Genomic DNA, 16,439 nt, shown 5'->3' with positions numbered 1-16,439 from the left:
ACGAAGGGTAGGCGCATGCACATCGTGTTCGTGCACAGGCATGGTCCCGGTCAGTTCGTTCATCTTGCACGGCGCCTGATCGCCGACGGCTGGACCGCAACGCTCATCTGCGAAACCCTGGATCGCCCGGTGCCCGGCCTGCGCGTTCTGCGCTATCAGGCCGGCCTGCATCCGTCTGGCGGTACAGGCGGACGGCCCTCGGTGCCCTATATCGAGGCAGGCCGAAAAGTCGCCGACATCCTTCACCGACTGAGCCTGACCGGGCGCAAGCCCGACATCGTTATGGGACATATCGGTTGGGGCGGCATGATGTTCGTCAAGGATGCCCTGCCGGACGTTCCTGCGGTGGGATTTTGCGAATATTACTTCCAGCCCCGGGGGGGAGACGCCGGCTTTGCTCCGTCCGACGAAATGACACTGCAGCAACGCCAGACAATGAGACTTCGCAATGCCATTCAGCTCTCCACCCTGGAACAGCTTGATGCCGGCATCAGCCCGACCGCCTGGCAAAGAAGTCGTTACCCCGCCGAATATCAGTCCAAAATCGTCGTTCAACACGAAGGCATCGACACGACCCGTGCCCGTCCCGATGCAATGGCCGGCTTTCGTCTGCCGGACGGCAGATACCTGAGCGCAGGCGACCCCGTGGTCACCTTTGCGGCACGGGACCTGGAACCCTACCGGGGATTTCCGCAATTCATGCAGGCCGCCGCCCAGGTTGCGCGCGACAACCCGGATGCCACATTCGTCGTGGCAGGCGGCGACGGCGTCAGCTACGGCCGCGCTCCAACGCGCGGCGAGACATGGCGCGCAAGGCTCCTTCAGGAAACCGGATTACCCGGGGACCGGATCCACTTTCTGGGCCAGATCCCGCACAAGGATCTCCTGTCTCTGTTTCAGGTGTCGGCGGCCCATGTCTATCTGACCTACCCGTTCGTCCTGTCGTGGTCGTTCCTGGAAGCCATGGCCTGCGAAGCACCTATCATTGCCTCGAAAACAGCTCCGGTGCAGGAGGTGGTCCGTGACGGCGTGGACGGAAGACTGGTCGATTTCTGGGACACTGGTGCCATTGCGGCGGAAGTTTGCTCCGCGTTGCAGACAACGGCTGGCCGGCACGAAATGCGCAGGGCGGCCCGCCGCACCGTTGTTTCAAGATATGAACTGTCTGGCTGCGTCCTGCGTCTTCAGGCATTGCTGAGCAAGCTGTCGAGCTGGTCGGCACAGCCGCACTCAGCTCCCGGTTCAATCAAAACCGGGCCAATCACGACAGGGCCAGCCACCGGCAGGCAGCCGTCTGACCCGCACTGGCGCGGCGTTTAAGCCGGATAGCCTCCCAGCACAACGTCTTGCCTCCAGGCGCGAAACCGATGGGTTTTGCCAGGGTCCCATTGCCGCCCGGCGGACCACCAGCGGTTGGCTGCTCCTTTCCTGAAAAAACTGAACCTGATGGGGTTTGCTCACCGGGCAGCCAAGATCCCCTGACGCCGGAGTTTGCAACAACACCGGGCTCAGGACACTGTTCCCGACCTTCCGGACAACATCTGAAAGAATTACCATAGTTAAAAACATCGATAGAAATATTCACAAACAACGACAAAGAAAATACTATTTGCCAATCAGTTTATTCTACGAAATTAATAACTTCTTTGTCGGTTTAACAAATGATGGGAGCAACCGCAGCTTAGGAAACACAGAAGAATAAACAGAGCTCCATGCCCTACACCTTGGTCAAATTTAACCGAACGAGGTTCTTTCTATCCAGGTTTCTGCTTGCGGCCGCGCTCCTGTTTGTCATTCTCCAGACGTCGTTTTACGTGTCGGAAAAATCGAACTTCGAGGAGCGCCGGGCGTCAATACTGGCCGCATTGGAGCGCGCGGAAACCATCATTCAATCCGAACTGTCGGCATTCGCGACGGATCTTCACATTCTGTCGCACGACGACAGGCTGCTCGATTTTGCTATGGGAAATGAGGACATGTACCAGCCCACCTTGCGGGGGTTCATGTCTTTTACCGAACACAAGTCTTCGATCGCGCAACTTCGTATTATCAGCGGCGAAGGCAAGGAAATCATTCGAGTTGACCGTACAAACGGTCGCCCGCATGAAGTTCCGGAAGAGAAACTTCAGGAAAAATCAGGCAGATACTATTTCAACGAGGCTCTGGAGCTTAATACGGGGCAAATCTATTTTTCCCCTATAGACCTGAACGTGGAAAACGGACAGATCGAAACGCCCTGGCGGCCGGTACTGCGTCTGGCGACCCCGCTACAGGCTGACGAAACTGGCACGCGCAGCGTTCTCGTCATGAATATCAATGCGGAAAGTTTGCTGAACAATGTGAACGTTACGCAAGCGACCACGGCAAGCAAAATTCAGCTGGCAAACATGGACGGATACTGGCTGCTGGGAGTGCCGGACTCCAGGCTTTGGGGATTCATGTTCGGACGGGAGACCCGTTTGGGCGCGGAAAATCCCCAGCTTTGGTCCAGGATCACTCAGAACAGCGACGGCGACTTTGATCAGGACGGTGTCCATTACGTTTTCCGCACGATCTTGGAAGGAAGTTCTGCGCCCTCCGTGGCTGAGCACATCACCCCGACAAGCAGAAACGTTTCCCTGATCGCCTTCTCAGAACTCCGGTCACCGACACTTGCAGGCAGCTGGAACGCCGCATCGGCGCTGCTCACGGCAGTGCTGATGGCTGTGCTCGCCGCGATCTGCTTTGCCTGGGCGCAGGCAGCCGGCGCCCGTCACCTTGCGGTGCTAGGCAAGGAGGCGGCGCAAGCGGAAATGATGCGCCGGGAACGCCTTGCAAGCCTGGGGAGCCTCGTGGCCGGGATCGCCCACGAACTGAACACACCGATCGGCAGCGCTGTCCTGGTTGGCAGCACACTCTCCAGCCGCGTTCAGGAAATTCTGGAGATGATCAAGTCCGGCAAGATCCTTCGGTCCGATTTACAGGTTTTTGAAAGGGATCTCGGTTCCGGCATGGCAATTCTGCTGCGCAATCTCGAGCGAGCTGCCGATCTCATCGGTCACTTCAAGCAGATGGCCATGGATCAGACCAGCGAACGGCGACGGGAATTCGAGCTCAAGGACTGCGTCCAGGATGTTCTGGCAAGCATCTCGCCGCAAATCCGCAACAAGAAGATCGTCATCGTCCGGAAGATAGAGCCCGACCTCAACCTCGTTTCCTTTCCCGGCGCTTTGGCTCAGGTGCTCATCAACCTCATCACCAATGCCCAGATGCATGCCTTTGGCGATGATCAGTCAGGCCAGATCACGATCACCGGCAAGGCCGTCGGCGCCGACGAGATCGAACTTGTTGTTGCCGACAACGGCCAGGGCATTCCTGAAGATCTGAGACAGCAGGTGTTCGAACAGTTTTTCACCACCAAGCTCGCTTCCGGCGGCAACGGACTCGGCTTGAGCATCGTTCGCAATATCGTCGAATCCGTTCTGGGAGGCACAGTCTCAGCCTCCAACGCACCGGGCGGTGGTGCGACGCTGACAATCCGTTTCCCGAGGGTCTCCCCTTATGGCGCGACAGACTACGCACAGGAAAAAGTAGATGCCGAACCTAAGCAAGCAGCCTGATAGCCTTCTGCTCGAAGTGGTGGAGGAGCGCTCGTCAGTCCGCTCGAGCCACACCGCAACGCCCTGGAAGATCCTCATTGTCGATGACGACAAGGACGTCCATGAGGCAACCCTCTACGCCTTGACGAACGAGACGTTTTTCGGCCGGCCGATCGAATTGTTACATGCCTATTCCGCAGCCGAAGCCCGCGCCAGAATGGCCGAGTTCGATAATGTCGCCCTGGCAATCATAGATGTTGTCATGGAAAGTCAGACAGCGGGCCTGGACCTGATCCACGACATGCGCACTGCCGGTCTTGAGGAGATGCGGATCATCCTGCGAACCGGGCAACCTGGCGTCGCGCCGGAGCTTTCCGTCGTTGCCCGATACGACATCGATGACTATCGCACCAAGACGGAGCTGAGCCGCAATCACCTGATCACGGTCGTTACCTCCTGCCTTCGCACCTACAATCAATATCGCGCGATCAATTCGAGCCGCAAAGGCCTCGAAATGATCATCAAGAGCACCCAACAGCTGTTCAAGCCGACCAATCTGGAAATGTTTGCCTGGGGCATGCTGCTCCAGGTCGCCACGCTGGCAAAAACCAGCCCAAAGGGCTTCGTTTGCGTCTGGCAGGCCGACAGCTCTGTGCTGGAAAGTGAGATGCTCTGTGCCGCTGGCCCGTTCCTGCACTTTTCAGGAAGACGCGTCAGCGACGTTCTCGATCAGAAGCTCATTGATGATCTGAGCTCTCTGATCGACCAGGAGGGGGCCGTGCTGTCCGGAAACCACCTCTTCCTCTCGATCAGCAACAGATCACGCCGGAAACTCGTCGCGGTGATCGAGCTTGACGGTCCCGTAACGGAAACCGAAATGTCGCTGGTGAAACTCTACTGCGGCAACATCAAGATAGCTTTCGACAATATCTCTCTTGTCGAGCGTCTGGACGAACTGGCCTTTCTCGACACCACGCTTCAGGTTCCCAATCTGAACGCCTTTTATCGATCCTTCGAAGCCTGCCTGAAACGCACGAAAACACCCTTGGGCCTGGGGCTGATCCAGATCGACCGTTTCGACGAATTGATCGCAGACCACGGTCTGCACATGGCACTGGAGTGCCTGCGCCAGATGCATGCGGCGCTGTCACGGCTCAGGGGGCTGGAAATCGTCGCCAGGGTTGGTGATGGCACGCTTGCCATCCTGGGCGACCCTGATCAGCTATCCAGTGACGATCTCCAGGCATTTCTGCACCAAAGCTACATGATCGAAGGCATGGAGATCGCTCCCCGTTGCCGGATGCTGTTCCGGAACCTCGAAAAGCACGAAACCCTTCCCCTGGAAATCCTTCGCGAGGCGGTAGCCGCCTTGCTTCATGAACGGGCGGCGGGCGTTGGCAAGGTCACCTATTACGATCAGAAGTTAAGGTCAGACATCGAACGGCAGAACAAACTGAAGAGTGCCTTGAAAAAAGCTGTCGAACAGCATGACGGCATCCTTGTCTACATGCAGCCCAAGATCGACCTTGAAAGCAAGACCTGCATTGGAGCGGAAGCCCTCGTCCGCTGGCAGTACGGCGACGAACTGATCATGCCGGGAGAATTCATCCCCATCTCGGAATCCATCGGCACAACGGCCGCCCTGACCGATATCGTCGTGCAGAAATCAGCTGAATGGTTCAAGGCGACGGTCCGCAAAGAGGGGCTCAAGATATCGATCAATCTGTCCATGTACGACCTCAACCTGCCTGGATTTGCCAGAAAACTTCTGCAAACGATCGAAAAGACAGGCCTGCCTGCTGAAATCTTCGAATTCGAGGTGACCGAGGGAATCGCCATGAAAAACCAGGGCACCGCGATATCGCAGCTTGAGATGTTGCGCCATGCGGGCGGCACCATCGCACTCGATGACTTCGGAACCGGATATTCCTCGCTGTCGCAGTTGCAAGACCTGCCCGTTGACGTTCTGAAAATCGACCGCAGCTTTGTCGGTTATCTGACCATGGACAACGCCCGGCGCAGCATGGCGGCAATCATTTTGTCGACCACAAAGACGCTGGACCTGCAATGCGTTGCCGAAGGCATCGAAACACCCGAACAGGAACAGGCTCTGAAACTTCTCGGTTGCACGATCGGGCAAGGATACCTTTATGGAAAGCCCTGCCCCATCGAGGTCTTTTCCTTCTGAAAATCGGGACAAGGACGGGCGTCGGCCCAGTGCGGGAAACGACTTGGCGAACAGTCGACCGGAGCAACCGCTCCGGCAACTCCTGTTCGGCCAACCGGCAAATTACCTTTCCTGGATTTCCATGCCGGACAACGCGCGGGTGGACGTTTTGTCTGGACAGTCCTGCGCCTGGAGAACCCGTGATTTGAGCCAGCGTGTCGTGGCGATAATGCCCCATGACGCAATTACGCTATTTTGCCTTTCGATCAGTCGCAATACTGCCGCCACAAACGGAGATCCGGTGCAGGTGCACGGACCGGAAGCAGACCGATTGCGTTCCGGTCGATGAAAAAGGAATGAGACATGTCAGCGTTTCCTGACAAGGCACAGATCGTCATCGTCGGCCTCGGCGGTATTGTCGGCGCGTCGATCGCCCATCACCTGATCGAACGCGGCTGGACCGACATTGTCGGCATCGACAAGTCCGGCATTCCGACCGACATCGGCTCGACGGCGCATGCCTCCGACTTCTGTTACACCACCAGCCACGATTATCTGTCCGTCTGGACCACCCAGTATTCCATCGATTTCTTCGACAAGATGGGCCACTACGCCCGCGTCGGCGGTCTGGAAGTCGCACGCACCGGCGACGACACCTGGATGGAGGAAATCAAGCGCAAGGTGACTTCGGGCAAGGCCTTCGGCACCAATGTGCGCCTCGTGACCCCGGCCGAGATCAAGGAAAAATTCCCGCTGATCGAAGAGGACATGGTCCAGGGCGGCATGTGGGATCCGGATGCCGGCCTTGTCATTCCGCGCTCGCAGACAGTTGCCGGCAAGCTCGTCGATGAAGGCGAGAAGACCGGCAAGCTGAAAGCCTTTGCCAACACCCCTGCCCAGTCCCTCATCGTCGAGGACGGCCACATCAAGGGCGTGAAGACCCATCGCGGCACGATCATGGCCGATCATGTCATCGTCTGCGCCGGTCTGTGGGGCCGCCTGATTGCCGAAATGGTCGGCGAAGACCTGCCGGTGATGCCGGTCGATCACCCGCTGACCTTCTTCGGCCCGTACAATGAATTCGCGGGCACCGGCAAGGATATCGGCTATCCGCTGCTGCGCGACCAGGGCAACTCCGCATATATGCGCGACACGGGCGATCCCAAGACCGCCGAAGGCGGCCAGATCGAGTGGGGGTACTACGAGCCGACCCACCCGCGCATGTGCCACCCGCGCGATCTCCTGGAAAAGGATCAGGCCCGCCTGTCCCCCTCCCAGCGCGACCTGGAGATGGAACAGGTCATGGAGCCGCTGGAGCGCGCCATGGAACTGACCCCGATACTGGGCGAGATCGGCTACAACGAAAGCCATTCCTTCAACGGCCTCCTGCAGGTGTCCGCCGCCGGCGGCCCGTCCTGCGGCGAAAGCCAGAAAGTGCGCGGCCTGTGGTATTGCGTTGCCATCTGGGTCAAGGACGGACCGGGCTACGGCAAGCTGCTGGCTGACTGGATCACCGATGGCCGGACCGAAATAGACCACGCGTCCATCGACTATTCGCGCTTCTATTCCCATCAGCTCACCGAGAAATACATCGAGGACCGCTGCTACGAAGCTGCACAGAAGATCTATTTCCCGGCCATCCACCCGCGTGAGCCCTACCTGACCAGCCGCAGCGTCAAGCGGTCTCCGTTCTATGACCGCGAGGTCGAACTCGGCGGCTATTTCATGGAACTGGGCGGCTGGGAGCGCGCGCATGGGTATGCCGCCAACGAGCATCTGCTGGAAAAATACGGCGACCGGGTTCCGGTCCGCGAAAACGAATGGGACAGCCGCCATTTCTGGCGCGTTTCCAACGCCGAGCAGCTCGAACTCAGCGAAAACTGCGGCATCATCAACCTGTCGCACTTCTACATGTTCGACGTTGAAGGCCCGGACCACGTGGACCTTCTGGAATGGCTGTGTGCCGCGAAGATCGGCGGCGATGCCAACATCGGCAAGGGTATCTACACCCACTTCCTCGATGACGAAGGCAACGTGCGTGCCGACCTCACGGTCTTCCGCATGGCCGACCGCTGCCGCATCGTCGACGGCGCCGACGCCGGTCCGCGCGACTATCACTATGTGAAGCGCGTCGCCGAGGACAAAGGCTTCGACGTCACGGTGACCGACGTCAGCGAACAGTACACCACCATCGGCATCTGGGGCCCGAACGCCCGCGAGAACCTGAAGAAAGTGGTTGCCGACCCTGCAGCACTCGATCCGGAAAACTTCCCCTTCGCGGGCATTCGCCAGATCGAAATCGCCGGCAAGTCCGTCATGGCCCTGCGCCTGTCCTATGTCGGTGAACAGGGCTGGGAACTGCACATGAAATACGAAGACGGCCTGGCCGTCTGGGACGCTCTGCGGTCGACAGGTGTCATCGCGGTCGGTGTCGAAACCTACGCCAACTCGCGCCGCATGGAAAAATCCCTGCGCCTGCAGAACGCCGACCTTCTGACCCAGTACAACCTCTATGAGGCTGATCTGGCCCGTCCGAAGGTCAAGGAAGCGGATTTCCGCGGCAAGGCAAAGCACGTCGAATACCGGGAACGCGACAAGCAGCCGGCCATGCTGTGCACCCTGGTGATGCTTGAAAACACCGACGCAAACGGCGTCAAGCGCTACCCGGTCGGTGCCATGCCGGTGCAGGATCCGGACACGGGCAAGACCCTGGTCGATAGCCTGGGCCGTATTTCCTACACGACCTCGGTCGCCTATGGCCCGACCATCGGCAAGAACATCGCTCTTGCCTACCTACCGCAGGAATACTGTCAGGTCGGCCGCAAGTTGAATGTCGAGTATTTCTCGGAGACCTACCCGGTCGAGGTTGCCGGTGTCGGCTATCAGCCGCTCTACGATCCGGAAAACCTGAAGCCGCGGTCCTGATGAACAAGGCCCGTGGCAAGCAACGACTTGCCACGGGCTGACGTCAGATCACAACAACAAGCAAAAGCCCCATCACACGCCCCAAAAAAGCGCCGGCCAGAGCAAATCTCGTTTTATCGGACTCGTTTTTCGCTGCCTGAAATCAGAGATTTCACCGCAAAAAGCGATGCAGGATTTTTCCGGTAAACGCGACATGCTCTGGCCGGCGCTTTTAACCGTTTGAGCCCGATGCGGCGGCCTCACCCGCCCCGGACGATGATCCCCTCATCAACCCATCTGTCGAAGATGCCAAGCGCTGCATCAGCAAAAGCCTGATCGTTGATATGGGCCGACACCTCACTCATCTCGACACGGCCGGGAAAGACTGTCCTGACTTCATCGATGAAGGCCGCTAGGCCCTCCGGATCATGCGCTTCCTCGCCTTCCCTGTCCCAGGCCTCTATACCGCCAAGCGGCAACAGAAAATGGGTCGGCCCCTTGGCCGCCTCCAGCCGGTCGGCAAGTGCGTTTGCCCATTGGCGACGCTCTTGCGGGTTGAAGACGGAACTCTTGATCAGCCGGTTATGTTCGTGGAAGGGCCGGTCGGCATATTGCGCCGGGATATCCTGCCAGCCTGCAAAGTCCACAAGATCAAGCGCGCCCGGCGCCACGATCTGAGGTGTACCCTGCCTGCCCGCATTCTGCAGCCTGTCCGGCCCGCTGCTGACCAGAGACCCGGCCAGCAGGTTGCCGAATTCCTGCAGGCAGAAATCCATGACGCAGCAGAAGGCCCCTTCCCGTGCAAGGCTCTCGAAAGCCATGCCGCCCATGCCGGTGGAATGGAAAACGGCCACCTCATAACCACGCTCTTCCAGTGCCGGTTTCAGCAGTTTCATGTAGGACAGGCAACTGGAGCCGAGTGATGTCATGCCGACGAGTGGCTTTGAGCGATCCGGCATCTGCGCGGCTTTGGCAGCACCCAACACGGCGCCCGCGGCCTGCGCCAGCGACGACTTGCAGATTTCGTTGAGACCGTAAAGACCACCGGCCCACAGGATCATCTGAATATCCGGCGCCAGCCGCTCCGGCGGGATCAGCGGCGAGAAGCTGACCGTGGAGACGATGAATTTCGGCACACCCATCGGCAGCGCCTGCGCACAATCGAGCGCCAGATCCGTTCCCATGGTCCCGCCGAGCGCAATCATGCCGTCAATGCGGCCCTGCGCATAAAGGTCGGCTACCAGTTTTGCCGCCCCCTGCGCCATCACCTGAAATGCCTTGTTTTCATCGCCTTGAGCGATCACGTCCTCGATGGACATGCCGCCTGCATGGGCAACCTCATGCTTGGAAATGCCGGTCGGTCTGGCTGGATCGCCCAGCACGCTGACATCCATCGTCAGCACCTCGCCGCCCTGATCGCGTATGGTCTGCTCTATGAATTCCAGTTCGGCATTCTTGGTGTCGTAGGTCCCGATGGACAGGATCGTCTTGGTCATGTCTATCCTCAGAGCTGGATCCAGGCTGTCTTCAGGTCGACGTACTTGTCGAGTGCGTGCAGCGACTTGTCGTGACCATTGCCGGACTGCTTCATGCCGCCAAGCGGCACGGTCATGTCCGAACCGCCGTAGGTGTTCACATGAATGACGCCGGACCGGACACCGGCAATCATCCGATGCGCCCGGCCGAGATCGGATGTCCAGATGCCGGCGGCGAGACCGTATTCAGTGCCATTGGCGATCCGGATGGCCTCTTCCTCGTTCTTGAAGGCCGTCACAGCCAGAACGGGTCCGAACACTTCCTTTTGCGCAATCGTGTCCTGAGACTTGACCCCGGTCATGACGGTGGGCGCCATGTAATAGCCGCCGGTCTCAGTCAGGATCCGTATTCCCCCGGTACGGCGCTCCGCACCTTCGGTTTCCGCTGTCTCCACGAACCTCAGGTTGGCTTCCAACTGGCCTATCGAATGGACCGCGCCGATCTGGCTGGAAAGATCCAGCGGATCGCCGACCTTGAGCGCTTCCGCTTCCTTGCAGATCGCGGCAACAAAATCGTCGTGAATGTCCTCCTGCACCAGGAGGCGCGACCCGGCGACGCAGACCTGCCCGGAATTGCGGAAGATCCCCGCCGCCGATACCTTGGCTGCTTTCGCCAGATCAGCCGTATCATTGAAGACGATGTTGGGGGACTTGCCACCCAGTTCCAGATAGCAGCGCTTCAGGTTGGATCTGGCGGAATATTCCAGCAGCCGTCGCCCGGTTGCCCCGGACCCGGTAAAGACCAGAATGTCGACGTCCATCGACAGGGCCAAAGCCTCACCGACGACGGCACCCGGTCCGGTCACGACGTTGAAGACACCGTCAGGAACCCCTGCCTCTGACGCCAGCTCGGCAATCCTGAGCAGGCTGAGCGAGGCTGTTTCCGCCGGTTTCAGCACGATGGAATTTCCCATTGCGAGCGCCGGCGCAATCTTCCAGGCACCGATCATCAGCGGGAAGTTCCAGGGAACGATAGCTCCAACCACCCCGACAGGCGCCCGATGGATGAGTCCCAGCACATTATCCGCAGTCGGTGCGATCTCGCCATAGATCTTGTCGAGCGCTTCCGCGTAATACCGGAAGGTCCCGGCAGCTGACAAAGCCTCGGCCTTGAAGGCCATGTTGATCTCGGTGCCGTTGTCGCGCACGCCGAGAACGGCAAGCTCTAGCGCTTTCGCCTCGATCAGATCGGCAAGCTTCAGCAAAACCTTCTTGCGATGCGCAGGAGCGGCTTTCGACCAACGGCCATCCTCGAACGCCTTGCGTGCACTCTCAACTGCAAGCGTCACATCGGCGGCCGATCCGCTTGCGATCTTTGTCAGCGGCTTGCCGTCGATAGGGGAAATCACCTCCAGCGTTGCCCCGTTCCGGGACCCGGCAAAGGCCCCGTTTACAAAATGCCCCTGCTCACCAACGGGCTGGTTGCGCAAGGCATCGATTGCGGCCTGATCAAGCATCTTTGTTGTTACCCTTGCTGGGTTGAAGTTTCGGAACTGTCCTCTTCACGCTCCATCCGCACCTTGTGTTCGCGGATGACCGCACGCACGTGCAGGACGAGAATGAGAATGATGGCAATGAAGAGGATGGCGGCGATCGGCCGGTCGATGAAATCGAGCGGGGAATTCACCCGCGCCATGGCGCTGCGCAGTTTCACCTCCATGATGCCGCCAAGCACCATGCCGAGGATGATCGGCACGATGGGCAGGTTGAGCCGCTTCAGCACCAGGCCGAAGACGCCAAACCCGGCGGCGATCGCGCAGTCGGTCACCGAGTTGCGCAGCGAGAACACGCCGACAAAGGACAGCGTCATGATCATCACGCCCAGGAACCGCGTCGGGATCTGGATGATCTTGAGCAGCAGTCCGGTAGAAGACAGCAGGAAGATCAGCACGATGATGTTCAGGAGGATAAGCGCCAGATAGAGCGCGATGACAAAGTCGAGCTGCCCGTGAAACAGTTGCGGTCCGGGGATGACATTGTGGACATAGAACACCGATAGCATCATTGCCGTCAGTGCCTCACCCGGAATGCCGAGAGCAAGCAGCGGGATCATCGCCGCACCGGGCACTGCGTTGTTGGCAGCTTCCGATGCGATCAGACCTTCCGGCGAGCCCTTTCCGAAAAGGTCCGGGTCCTTCGAAGTTTTCTGCGCATAGGTGTAGGACAGGAACTGGGCCGTGAATTCGCCAACGCCGGGGATCATGCCCATGAGCACGCCGAAGCTGGAAGAAACGGTCGCCACCCGCTTGAAGGCAAACAGTTCCTTGAGCCCGGAAAAGAGATTGCCCTCGACCTTCGCCGATCCCGGATGATGCTCCTTGTCCACCAGCAGCAGCAAAGCCTGCGAGATTGCAAAGAGACCCAGCACCACCACGATGAGATCGACACCGGAGGTGAGCCAGCTCTGGTCGAAGGTGAAGCGCTTGGTGTATTTGGCAGGTTCCAGGCCGATGGTGCTGAGGAAGATGCCGAAACAGGCCAGCATGCCGGCCGCGAAAACCTGCCCGCGATGCGCCACCACCACCAGGATGATGCCCATCAGCGCGGCCAGGAAGATCTCGCGGCTGCCGAAATGCGGCGCGATCATCGCCAGAACCGGCGAGAGAACGATCAGGCACAGGATCGAGAACATGCCACCGAAGAAAGACGCCGAATAGGCAAGCGACAGCGCCCGATGCCCCTGCCCCTTCTTGGTCATGGGGTAGCCATCATAGGTGGTCAGCGCATTGACCGCCGTACCCGGTGTGTTGATTAGCACCGCCGGGATGGCCCCGCCATACATGGACGAGCCATAGACGCCGAGCAGCAGTGTCAGCCCGACAATCGGCTCGAAGGAAAAGGTCGCCGGCAACAGGATTGCGATGGCAACCGCCGCGCCGACACCCGGGATCGCGCCGATGATCACACCACCGACGGAGCCGATCACCAGAGCGGCAAGAACATCCCATTGGGCAAGCATGGACAGGCTGGAGAGGATCAGTTCCATTCTTGCCTCACAGATAGGTCAAGGCGAAAGCGCGGATGCCATCCGGCAGCGCCTCGTAGATGTGACCGGCGGGAACCTTGACCTGCAAAAAGGCACGGAAAATCACCACCACCGAAATACTGAAAACAACCGCCGCACCCAGATTGAGCGGCGTTGCCTCGCCGATCCGCACACACAGGAACAAGGTGAAGGCGAGTGTCGCCGGCAGATAGCCGATTTGAGGCACCAGGAGCACGTAGATCAGGAAATAGGCCACGAACTCGAACGACTGCAGCCAGAAGCCGACTTCGCGCCAGCGGCCCGGAATGCGTTTGGAGCAGAGCGACCCGATGAAATGCAGGCTCGCAAACAGCACCATGCCGCCGATGGCAACGGACGGCCAGAGCCTCGGCTGGGCGAACCACTTGGTGCGTTTGGCCCAGACCGTCTCGCCGGGGATCTGCGTCAGAAGAAACACGGAAAATGCCAGAAACAGGGTCGCAAACACGATGTCGCCGGGCCGGCGATAGCGTTTGAACAGTTCCTGCAGCGTCTTGATGCGGGCCAAGCCGAACCCTCCCTGGAGCCTCAAGGCAACCGGTCGGCACAAGACGCGCCGACCGGAAAGAGCGCTTTACTGTTCGATCAGCTCGGAGATTTTCTGCAGAGCGGCGGCATCTTCCTCGATCTGCTGTTCGGACTGAACCGGGTCCTGCCAGTAGATCAGGACACCCGTCTGGCCGATCAGTTCAAGCGCCTGCGGCGACTTGAGCGCGGCCTGCGCTGCCTCGGAAATCTTGATCCGCGCCTCTTCCGGAACGTCCTTGTGCACGAACAGGCCGTTCCACAAGGCCACCGACAGATCCGGATTGATTTCCTGCATGGTCGGCACATTCGGCGTCAGGGACGTCCGTTCCTTGCCGATGCTGGCCAGGATCTTCACTTCGCCGAGGCATGGCTGGATCTGCTGCAGTGTCGTGTTGATGACATCGACATCGCCGGAGGCCAGCGTGTTGCAGTTCAACTCGTCAAACGCAGCTTCGCTGGCAAAGTCGAACCCTGAGGTCTTGGCAGCCGCAAAGGTAATCTGGGTCGGCGGTAGGAACGAACCGAAATGACCAAGAGCAACCTCATTCCCCTTGGCATAATCCGCCAGTTCGGCCCAGGTGCTGTAAGGCGCATCGGCACCGGCTGCGATCACGAACGGATAGGTCATGAAAATGCCGATCGGCTCGAACGGGTTCGGCGACAGTTCGGGAATACCGATCTGCGGGCCACCAATAGGCACGTCGGTCACGAAGGAGCCGACCGTATAACCGTCAGCCGGAGCCGTTGCGACTTCCACGGCACCAGGGAACGGGCCACCTCCGCCGCCAGGCTTGTTCACCACAGCAGCCGGCACGCCATTCATTTCCTGAAACTTGTCCGCGATCAGGCGGGTCAGCACATCTTCCAGGTCTCCCGGAGGCCAGGGAACAATGAACGATACAGGCTTTTCCGGATATTCAGCCAGAGCGGCCGTTGCCGACATCAGCGTCGCGGCCGTCAGGGCGATCATATGTTTCTTCATTTCAACAGTCCCTCTTCTGGTCAGGTCACAGCCGGACTTTGCGCCGGTCTTGGTCATTTTTTATTTGCTTTGTTAATTATTGTGATCTTAAATAATTTGATGTCAACCTCCAATCGGCGCGCTGAGGCTTTTGTTTACCTTGTCGACTGGTTCAAATAACAAACCGTCGGTTTAAAAATATATTGTTTCAAATGAAACTACATGTCAACATTGTCGTGTCGAATGCCGGAGGTTCAATTCGGCACCTGCGGGAAAGGAAATGCTGAAGCATGGGCACGATCACAAAAGCGCTGAGCCTGCTGAACCACTTTTCGGCAAGCCGCTCGGAAATCGGCCTAACCGAGTTTCGCAACCTGTCGGGCCAGGACAAGGCAACGGTGCACCGGCACCTGAGCGAACTGACGGCGAACGGTTTTCTGGAGCAGAACCCCGGCACCAAGGGTTACCGCCTCGGCCCCGCTATCCTGCGTCTTGCCGCTGTCCGCGAGCGCCTGTTTCCGGCACGCCGCCTGGTCGCGCCGCTGGTGGAAAAGCTGGCAGGAGAGCTCGGAGAGCTCGTGCATGTTTCTTTGCGGGAAGGCGACCACCTGTCGCCGCTCTACCATTTTGACGCCCTCATTCACGGGACGCGGGTCTATTTCGACGAAGCCGAACTGCTCCCGCTGCACGCCACCGCCTCCGGCCTTGCCATGCTCGCCTTTGGTCCGATCGATCTGCTGCCCAAGCTTCTGAAAACGAAGCTCAAGCCCTCCACCGGCTACACGATCACCGACACCGAACTCCTGAAACAGACGGTCGAACAGGTGAGAAATGACGGCATCGCTTTTGTCGACCAGGGTTTTGAAGAACACGTCTCCTCTTTCGCCTCGCCGGTCTTTGGCGACTTGCCCGAAGCCATCGGCACCATTGCGGTTGCCGCCCCCACCGTTCGCATGACCGACGCATTGAAGGCAAAGATCCGCGCAACCCTGCCACTTGCGGCAACGGAAGTGACGGAAAAGCTTGGCGGAATTGTTCCGGTCGATTTGAGAAGGATCTGGCGCGATGCCGCATGAGACGAACGCTCTTGTGCTCGACTTCGGCGGTGTCGTTACCCGCACGATGTTCGAGACCCATGACCTGACCGAACACGCCCTCGGTCTTGCGCCCGGCACCCTGACCTGGCGCGGGCCGTTCGAACCGGAAACGGACAGTCTCTGGCAGGCCATGCAGCGGGACGAGATTTCCGAACGCGACTATTGGCACCGGCGCACGCAGGAAGTTGCCGAGCTGACTGGCAAGAGCTGGACGAAAATGGCCGAGTTCGTGAAGGCTGCGCGCGGCGCTGATCCAGATGCCGTCATGCGGCCAGAAGCGCTCGCCGCTATCCGCATCGCCCGGCAGGCAGGCTGCAAGCTTGCGGTCCTGTCCAACGAGCTTGACCTCTTCTACGGAGCAGACTTCCGAAAAAAGCTCACCTTTCTGGATGATTTCGACGTCATCGTCGACGCCACCTACACCAAAATCCTGAAACCTGACCCGCGCGCCTACCAGTTGTGCCTGGACGAACTCTGCCTGCCTGCGTCGGCCTGCGTCTTCGTCGACGACCAGTTGCGCAACATTCGTGGCGCAGAGGCAGCCGGCCTTCAGACGGTCCACTTCGACGTTCTTTCCCCCCGATCCTCATATGACCAGGCGCTGTCATTGCTTGGCCTGCCCAAATTACCCAAGGAGACATGAC

At 59.1% G+C, this 16,439-nt stretch carries 11 protein-coding genes; 6 read left to right on the top strand and 5 right to left on the bottom strand.

What is annotated here, in order from left to right:
- Window positions 1-15 precede the first annotated feature (15 nt).
- The 4 genes from V1T76_RS23890 (at window position 16) to V1T76_RS23875 (ending at window position 8,670) form a co-directional block, all read left to right on the top strand.
- The gene (locus V1T76_RS23890; RefSeq protein WP_330563188.1) at window positions 16-1,320 is read left to right on the top strand and encodes a glycosyltransferase; all 1,305 of its coding nucleotides are present in this window, start codon (window positions 16-18) and stop codon (window positions 1,318-1,320) included.
- A 392-nt stretch (window positions 1,321-1,712) separates the two neighbouring features.
- Entirely contained in the window at window positions 1,713-3,599 is a 1,887-nt protein-coding gene (locus tag V1T76_RS23885; RefSeq protein ID WP_330563187.1) for a sensor histidine kinase, read from the top strand.
- Window positions 3,574-5,766 (top strand): EAL domain-containing protein, encoded by a 2,193-nt coding sequence (locus tag V1T76_RS23880; protein WP_330563186.1) that lies wholly within the window; start codon window positions 3,574-3,576, stop codon window positions 5,764-5,766. The genes V1T76_RS23885 and V1T76_RS23880 overlap by 26 nt, the downstream gene beginning before the upstream one ends.
- A 342-nt stretch (window positions 5,767-6,108) precedes the next feature.
- Window positions 6,109-8,670, top strand: a complete 2,562-nt coding sequence (locus V1T76_RS23875; RefSeq protein ID WP_330563185.1) for a GcvT family protein — start codon at window positions 6,109-6,111, stop codon at window positions 8,668-8,670.
- Window positions 8,671-8,909: 239 nt separating this feature from the next.
- On the opposite strand, the gene V1T76_RS23870 is transcribed toward V1T76_RS23875, so the two are convergent.
- The 5 genes from V1T76_RS23870 to V1T76_RS23850 form a co-directional block, all read right to left on the bottom strand.
- Window positions 8,910-10,145 (bottom strand): Tm-1-like ATP-binding domain-containing protein, encoded by a 1,236-nt coding sequence (locus V1T76_RS23870; protein ID WP_330563184.1) that lies wholly within the window; start codon window positions 10,143-10,145, stop codon window positions 8,910-8,912.
- 8 nt (window positions 10,146-10,153) lie between these two features.
- Window positions 10,154-11,641: an aldehyde dehydrogenase gene (locus V1T76_RS23865; RefSeq protein WP_330563183.1), complete on the bottom strand. Its 1,488-nt coding sequence runs from the start codon at window positions 11,639-11,641 to the stop codon at window positions 10,154-10,156.
- 8 nt (window positions 11,642-11,649) lie between these two features.
- Complete coding sequence (locus V1T76_RS23860; protein WP_330563182.1) at window positions 11,650-13,170, bottom strand: tripartite tricarboxylate transporter permease; 1,521 nt, start codon at window positions 13,168-13,170, stop codon at window positions 11,650-11,652.
- Between the two features lie 7 nt (window positions 13,171-13,177).
- On the bottom strand, window positions 13,178-13,717 hold the full coding sequence (locus V1T76_RS23855; RefSeq protein WP_330563181.1) for a tripartite tricarboxylate transporter TctB family protein: 540 nt from the start codon (window positions 13,715-13,717) through the stop codon (window positions 13,178-13,180).
- 66 nt (window positions 13,718-13,783) lie between these two features.
- Window positions 13,784-14,719 carry a tripartite tricarboxylate transporter substrate binding protein gene (locus V1T76_RS23850; protein ID WP_330563180.1) on the bottom strand — a complete coding sequence of 312 codons (936 nt, stop codon included), beginning with the start codon at window positions 14,717-14,719 and terminating at the stop codon, window positions 13,784-13,786.
- 269 nt (window positions 14,720-14,988) lie between these two features.
- On the opposite strand from V1T76_RS23850, the gene V1T76_RS23845 reads away from it, so the two are divergent.
- Both V1T76_RS23845 and V1T76_RS23840 read left to right on the top strand, forming a co-directional pair.
- Window positions 14,989-15,774 (top strand): IclR family transcriptional regulator, encoded by a 786-nt coding sequence (locus V1T76_RS23845; protein WP_330563179.1) that lies wholly within the window; start codon window positions 14,989-14,991, stop codon window positions 15,772-15,774.
- Entirely contained in the window at window positions 15,764-16,438 is a 675-nt protein-coding gene (locus tag V1T76_RS23840) for an HAD-IA family hydrolase (protein ID WP_330563178.1), read from the top strand. Before V1T76_RS23845 ends, V1T76_RS23840 begins: the two co-directional genes overlap by 11 nt.
- Window position 16,439 lies beyond the last annotated feature (1 nt).

This window comes from Roseibium sp. FZY0029 (assembly GCF_036350355.1).
Classification (GTDB): Bacteria; Pseudomonadota; Alphaproteobacteria; order Rhizobiales; family Stappiaceae; genus Roseibium.
The sequence above is the reverse complement of the archived record's forward strand: the minus strand, read 5'-3'. Positions and strand labels throughout refer to the sequence as shown.